The 7,139-nt window shown below is 33.8% G+C and carries 7 protein-coding genes; 4 read left to right on the forward strand and 3 right to left on the reverse strand.

Going from position 1 to position 7,139, the window contains the following annotated elements; all coding sequences use genetic code 11:
- Positions 1 to 86: 86 nt before the first annotated feature.
- The gene (locus tag EC501_RS07915) at positions 87 to 1,250 is read right to left on the reverse strand and encodes an aminotransferase class I/II-fold pyridoxal phosphate-dependent enzyme (RefSeq protein WP_122971761.1); all 1,164 of its coding nucleotides are present in this window, start codon (positions 1,248 to 1,250) and stop codon (positions 87 to 89) included.
- 210 nt (positions 1,251 to 1,460) lie between these two features.
- Between EC501_RS07915 and EC501_RS07920 the strand changes: the two genes are divergently transcribed.
- A complete protein-coding gene (locus EC501_RS07920; protein ID WP_122971762.1) occupies positions 1,461 to 2,261 on the forward strand; it encodes a P-loop NTPase family protein in 801 nt (266 codons plus the stop codon).
- A 46-nt stretch (positions 2,262 to 2,307) separates the two neighbouring features.
- On the opposite strand, the gene EC501_RS07925 is transcribed toward EC501_RS07920, so the two are convergent.
- Complete coding sequence (locus EC501_RS07925; protein ID WP_122971763.1) at positions 2,308 to 3,099, reverse strand: enoyl-CoA hydratase/isomerase family protein; 792 nt, start codon at positions 3,097 to 3,099, stop codon at positions 2,308 to 2,310.
- Between the two features lie 301 nt (positions 3,100 to 3,400).
- Here EC501_RS07925 and EC501_RS07930 point away from each other — a divergent pair, with 301 nt between their 5' ends.
- The gene (locus tag EC501_RS07930; protein ID WP_122971764.1) at positions 3,401 to 4,267 is read left to right on the forward strand and encodes a tyrosine-type recombinase/integrase; all 867 of its coding nucleotides are present in this window, start codon (positions 3,401 to 3,403) and stop codon (positions 4,265 to 4,267) included.
- A 22-nt stretch (positions 4,268 to 4,289) separates the two neighbouring features.
- A complete protein-coding gene (locus tag EC501_RS07935; protein WP_122971765.1) occupies positions 4,290 to 5,153 on the forward strand; it encodes a patatin-like phospholipase family protein in 864 nt (287 codons plus the stop codon).
- Positions 5,154 to 5,192: 39 nt separating this feature from the next.
- On the opposite strand, the gene EC501_RS07940 is transcribed toward EC501_RS07935, so the two are convergent.
- On the reverse strand, positions 5,193 to 6,221 hold the full coding sequence (locus EC501_RS07940) for a PTS sugar transporter subunit IIC (RefSeq protein WP_122971766.1): 1,029 nt from the start codon (positions 6,219 to 6,221) through the stop codon (positions 5,193 to 5,195).
- 338 nt (positions 6,222 to 6,559) lie between these two features.
- On the opposite strand from EC501_RS07940, the gene EC501_RS07945 reads away from it, so the two are divergent.
- Positions 6,560 to 6,988: a GatB/YqeY domain-containing protein gene (locus EC501_RS07945; protein ID WP_122971767.1), complete on the forward strand. Its 429-nt coding sequence runs from the start codon at positions 6,560 to 6,562 to the stop codon at positions 6,986 to 6,988.
- The last annotated feature ends 151 nt before the right edge of the window (positions 6,989 to 7,139 follow it).

Below are 7,139 nucleotides of genomic sequence, written 5' to 3' on the forward strand. Positions count from 1 at the left end.
AAATGTCTCTTATTGTAAGAGACATTTTTTTCTATAAAGAAAGTCCTTAAAGTGACAAAATGTACTTTAAGGACTTTTTATGTGGATTAAATTGATAAGTTTTTTAATCGTTTTACAGCTTCTTCTAATAATTCTTTTTCTTGCACTAATGCAAGACGCATATATCCTTCACCTTCGGAACCAAACGTAGTTCCTGGCACCATTAATACACCCGTTTGTTCAATGGCTTTAAAAGCAAAGGAGACACTGTCAATTTCATAAGGATATTTAGCCCATACAAACATTCCACCGTTAGAAGGAGCTACTTCCCATCCTAATTCCTTTAATCCATTCATTAAAGTAATATGGCGTTCGGAAAAAGTAGAACGTAAAGTTGCTGTAATTTCTTCTGCATGATCTAGGGCAAGGGCAGCTGTTGATTGAATAGGGTCGAAAATACCGAAATCTAAATTGGATTTTAATTGTTTTATAATCGAAATCATTTCTGCGTTTCCGACGATATAAGCTACACGGGCACCAGCTAAACTAAAGCTTTTTGATAAGGAGTTAATCTCTAAACCGACTTCTTTTGCACCAGGAGTTGCTAAGAAGCTAATTGGTGCATCACCTGTAAAGTAAAATTCCGAGTAAGCGGCATCGTGTAAAACGATAACATTATATTTTTTTGCAAATTCGACTACTTCAGTGAAATATTCAATTGAAGGAGACATTGGAACAGGATTTCCTGGCATATTGAGAATCAATAATTTTGCCTTTTCGGCAACGTCATCTGGAATAGCCTTTAAATTTGGTAGAAATCCTCTATTTTCATCAAGGGGTATGTAATAGGGCTTGGCACCAGCTAAATTAATACCGGCTGCATAGGCAACGTAACCAGGATTTGTTGTTAATACGATATCCTCAGGATCACAAAATGCAACTGGCAAATGGACTAAGCCTTCTTGTGAACCAATTGTTTGTACGATTTCTGTTTCCGGCACTAAATCTACTTTATTAACACGTTTATAATAATTGGCAACTGCTTCTAAAAATTCCTTTGAACCGGATAACGTATATCCGTAGGAAGAAGAACGTTTGCTTAATTCAGACATATGATTCCGTAACATTTCATGCGGGGGAATGTCGGGGCTCCCTAAACTTAAATCGATTAAATGCATTCCTTTTGCTTCTTGTTGTTTCGCGTAATTTTTTAAATCACCAAAAATGGCAGGTTCAAATAATGACATTTTCTTAGAGGGGATAATATTCAAGATGTAACACTCCTTATAATCAAACAAATATAAATCACATTTTAACATAGGACGGTTGATAATTCGCCATAAAATCAGAAAAGATAAAAAATACATATTTTATAGAGAATCTTTAGGGATATAACGGTGGAAATGGATACATGATTTTAAAGAATAGCTAATTTTTTGTTCATCCATTACACTAGTAAAAAATAGGTTGGAGGGAGATAGATGATCGTCTATTCATTAAGTGGTCCGAGTGGCACAGGGAAAAGTACAAGTGCCCTTCAATTTGCTTATGAACATCAAATAGAAGCGATTATCGATGACGGTCTCCTCATCATGAATGGGGAGAAAAAAGCTGGAACTTCGGCGAAATTTGAGAAAAATACGGTTACAGCTGTTCGCCGTGCTATTTTCCAGGATGAAGAACATAAAAGGGAAGTTGTCGATGCAATTCGTGAACATCATGTGCAATCGATTCTCATTATAGGAACTTCAGATAAAATGACCAAAAAGATTGCTGAACGTCTTCATTTACCACCTATTAAAGTATTTTACCGCATTGAAGACATTAGGTCCCAAAGGGAAATCCAAATGGCTAAGTTTGTAAGGGTGACCCAAGGGAAACATGTAATGCCTATCCCATATAAACAAGTAGGGCAAAACTTTTTTAAACGGTTAGTTCAGAAAGGATTTGATATTGTTTCAAAAAATAAAGTGAAAGTAGGGGAAACGACAATTGTTCAACCAGATTTCCATCGTCAAGTAGTCGCCATTTCCCGAAATGTTTATTCAGAATTGATACAACATATTATTCGTCAAAATAAAGTTGTTACAAAAGTGAATTCGGTTCAATTTGTTATGAAGAAACAACCGATTATTTATCTTTCCATTTATATATCATCACCGATCAACTATAGTGTAGTGGAAGAAATGGCCAATATACAGCGTATGATTTCAGAGCAATTTAATCGCCATTTTGAATTTGAACCGTCCCATATTCGACTTTTTATAAAAGGGATTAAATAAGGGATGGGCAGTGTTTCATATTGATTTGGAACGGACCTTTCTCTTTTTAATAACGGGAAAAACGTGGTTGCCTTTTTTCAACAAATGCGCGGACACCTTCAGGAAAATCGTTATGATCAACAAAGGTTGTGGATGAATTCCATAATACCGGTACTGAATCGATACATTCTTGTACGGACCGTTTAATTGCAAGAAGGGAGGCTGGTGACATGCCTGCCACTAATTTCCCCATACGAATCGCAAATTTATTTAAATCCTTTTCGGGTACTAAATAGTTTAGTAACCCTGCTCTATAGGCCTCCTCAGCTTTGTACATACGACCAGTAAAAACAAAATCCTTTGTTGCCGAGGGTCCTACTAAATCGACAAGACGTTTAGCAAATTTATTATTAATCGTAATTCCTAATTTACCGACCGGAATACCTAAACGGGACTTATCTGAACCAATCCGAATATCACAGGCTAATGCTAATTCCAACCCTGCCCCCATTGCAGGACCATTAATGACACCAATGACAGGAAGGGGTAATTGTTCGATAGTAGATATCGTTTTTTCCATTAAAACAAATGCCTCTTCTGCTTTTTCTAAAGAAATGGAGTTAAATTCTTTAATATCTGATCCTGCTGTAAAATTTTCTCCAGATCCACGAAGCAATAACACTTTATTTTTCGGATTATCAAGTGATTGTAAGGCGATTTTTGCCAATTGTTCCCACATATTCGCCGTTAAAGCGTTTTTTAATTGGGGACGATGAATTGTAATAATCGCTAATCCAGCAGTTTCTTGATAAATAATTTTCGCATCCTCTTCTTCCAATCGAGTTGTTCGTACTTGCATCGGAAACAACCTCCTAACTTAGATACCCCCATTATATACAACAAGCACTTTTTATCGAACTAAATTTAGAATATTTAATAAAAAAGTAACTTCTAACAATGGATATATTTTTGACAAAAAAAGATTTTCCCTCTATAAATTAACGGCAAATTTGCTTTAATCATATCTTGTTTGTTTTGTCACTTTTGTATTTGCATATTATCCGACACTTATTATATACTTTAAACTATATACGCACGCACAATGACTAAGCTGTAACATTCATATTATCCACGCTTTACGTAAATAAGGAGGGGGAATAATGATCCAACAAGTCGACTATTATAAAACTTATTTAGAATCATTAAAGAAATCACCCCATACAATCAAGCAGTATTGTATCGATGCAGAGCAATTTTTAAAGTTTATAAACGACAATGATGTATCATTGGATAATGATTTAAAAAAGTTTATATCATTTTATAAAGAGCATTTATTGAAAACATATAATTCAGTTGCAAGCATCAATCGAAAACTATCATCTTTAAAATTCTTTTTATCGTATTTAAAGGATCGGGATATCATTGATACATATCCTGTTGAACTATTAAAGCCTGTTAATAGTAGTTTAAGTACATTTAAAATATTAACAACTAATCAATTAGAAAAAGTATTAAATTATTGGCTTCATTTGTATAAACATAGTGAAGAAGCAGAATACAAATGGCTCGCATTGCGTAACTTTTGCATTGTGAATATTATACTTGAACTTGGTTTAAAACCCTTTGAAGTTGTAGCTATGAGATGGAGTCATATGGATGATCATTATATTACGATTATCCAGAGATCAAAAAATAGAAAACTTCCATTATCAGAAAGTCAAATGGCTTGGTTATCCTTATTAAAAATAGAAACTGAAAATTGTTTCCCATTTTATAAAAACATTGATTACATATGGATAGGACTTGGGAATAAGCAATATGAACCAATTACGGTAAAAACAATTGAACGGATCTTTCAAACAATTTCAAAAAATGTTGGATTTAAAGTAACTGCTACGATGTTACGTTACACAACGATTCATCATCATGTGCAACAAGGATATAATGAACAATTAAAACAAATTTATGAACGATTCGGTTATGCAAGAAAAAGTGTTCTTGTTGATCGAATGAAACGATTTAACTAAATGACAAGTTAAGAGGGGTAAGATGGACGAATTATATCGAAATAATACAAGTTTAATATTAGAAGGAGGGACTTTTCGTACCGTTTATACAGCCGGTATTTTAGATGCTTTTTTAGATCAACAGATAATGATGCCATACATTATTGGTATATCAGCTGGTGCAATGAATGCTTGTTCCTATATTTCTAAACAAAAGGAACGTACATTACGAGTGCTCATTAATTTCCGTCATGATAAACGTTATATGGGTTTTCGAAACTTCTTTAAAGAAAAAAGCATATTTGGGTTGGATTATGCCTATGATTTAATTCCAAACCAATTAGATCCATTTGATTGGGATACATATCAAAAATATGATGGCACTTTATTGTTTGGGGTAACAAACGCAATGACAGGTGAAGTAGAATATATGAATGCATTGGAAATGGATCGGAAATGTATGATGTTAAGAGCTACGTGTGCAATCCCTATTTTGTTTCCCGAAATTAAAATAAATGATATTCCATATTTTGATGGTGGATTAGCAGATCCAATACCGATTCAAAAAGCAATAGATGATGGGTTTGAAAACCATGTTCTCGTATTAACACGACCAAAGGGATATCGTAAAAAATTGGACTCTCAAAGTAAATGGGCTATGAAACTATTAAAAAAGAAATATCCGAAACTTGTAGAACTTATGCAAGTGCGAATTGATAAATACAATGAGACCCTTGCATTATGTGAAAGATTAGAAGAAGAGGGAAAAGCTTTTATTTTCAGACCAGAATATCCGATGAAAAGTATGGAGAAAGATGTGAAGGTAATGCGACAAAGTTATGAAATGGGCTATAACTTAGCAAATAGTCAAATGGAAAAATTAAAATCTTTTATGAAAGCACAATAAAGAAAAACACCATTTCTTCATAAGAAATGGTGTTTATACTTATTCGTATGTAACTTTATAATCTTCATACTTTAACCATTTTAATTTTGATTCAAATAGTTTTAAGAATACTAAGTTTAACACGATTGGTAATGCAATAAATAACGTAATGGAAATGAAGATGCTTTCAGTATTCCAACCTACTAAACTTAAATATTTTAAAGGTCCAACAAATCCGGCTAGTCCAAAACCTGCACTGTATGGAGTACCGATTACTTGGAATAGCCCTCCAAGTCCTCCTAGTATTCCTGCCGTTAAAATCATTGGAAAGGCAATTTTTGGTTTCATAAAGAAGTTACGCATTTGAATTTTAGCAGAAGCAATATGAGCAATGGCTGTACCAAAATTGTTGGCACGGTAACTTGCGATACACATTCCGACACCTGATGCACATACACCAAGGTTCGCTGCGCCAGCACCAATACCAGAAAGCATAATAACTGTAGCAACTCCGATTGTTGAAATGGGTGATAAAATTAACACAGAGAATATCATGGCTATGATTGCCCCCATTACGATTGGTTGAAGGCTTGTGACATACATAATCCCTTCACCAATTATCAATGAACTATTTTTTACATAAGGTAAGATTGATAATCCAATAATCCCAGGAAGAAAAATCGTTAACGCTGGCATTGCTAGCAATGTCCAGTCTTTTAATCTCGTTCCTAACCATTGCACAAATAATACGGCTAGTGCTGCTGTTAAACCAATATTAATAACCGTACCAATACCTGCGATTGTCATCGTTCCATCTGTCGCTACTGTAGTAACTCCACTTCCAATGAATGCAGCTAATCCTACAGAACATGTTTGAATAGGCGTTAATTTAAATTGTATACCGATCATTACGCCAATAATGACTGGTAATAGACTCATGACGATGATAGAAACATTTAATATCGTTTCTAGAAATGGTGCATAGGGAATGAGAAGTTTTAATATTTCACCAACAAGGGCGTTGGGGATTAAACAAACAACAATTCCTAAACTCATTCCAGTTAATAGCTTATTAAAAAACTCTTTCATAACTCATTCAAATCCTCTCTAGGTGTCACTCTTTAATGGTAAGACTATTATATAAGTTAGGAAGATTATTTCAATACTAAATTTTCTGAATATAACACAGTTATGTAAGATAACAATCGTAATACAGAATGAAAACGATTTTTTGTAGAAATATATCGTATAAATGAAAATATCTTTATCGTTGCATCAAGTAGAGTTTTGCGAATTTTAAAAGGTATTTTAGAAAAATGGAAACGATTTTTCTTAGCCTTGGTATCATGAAGGGATTCGGTGTATAGTAATAGTATTCAACCATTCCTAATGAATGGAAAAGTATATATAACGAAAGGAAGAACTACATGTTAAAAGAAATAGTGTTCGAGCAATTAAAAGTAGCAATGAAAGAAAAAAATGTGATTGCAAAGGGTGTCTTAACGCTTTTAAAATCGGCATTAGATAAAGCAGAAAAAGAAAAGGGATCAGCTTTAACAACAGAAGAGGAAGTTGCGGTTGTTAATCGTGAAATTAAGCAAACGAACCAATCGTTAGATGGGGCAAAACAAGCAAATCGTGAAGATTTAATTGAAAAAGAAGAAGTAAAATTAGCATTGTTAAAAAGTTTCTTACCGAAACAATTATCTGAAGAAGAAATTACAGCTGTACTAACTGAAGCAGGAGTCAAAACAGGTTTAAATATGGGGGAAGCAATGAAGATTGCTAAACCTTTACTTGCTGGTAAAGCTGATGGAGCTACGATTTCGAAAGTAGTGAAAAATTTAATTTCATAAAATTTATTTTGAACTCGCCTTTTTGAGCGAGTTTTTTTATTAATTCTTTTAAAACCACGTGCTCTGCACGTGTGAAAATATACTTTTAGAGTGGTAATGGAGATGGAATTAAAAACTCCTCTCGATATAATGAAAATGGCCGTCAAACCAA

This window comes from Lysinibacillus halotolerans (assembly GCF_003711845.1).
GTDB classification, from domain to species: Bacteria; Bacillota; Bacilli; order Bacillales_A; family Planococcaceae; genus Ureibacillus; species Ureibacillus halotolerans.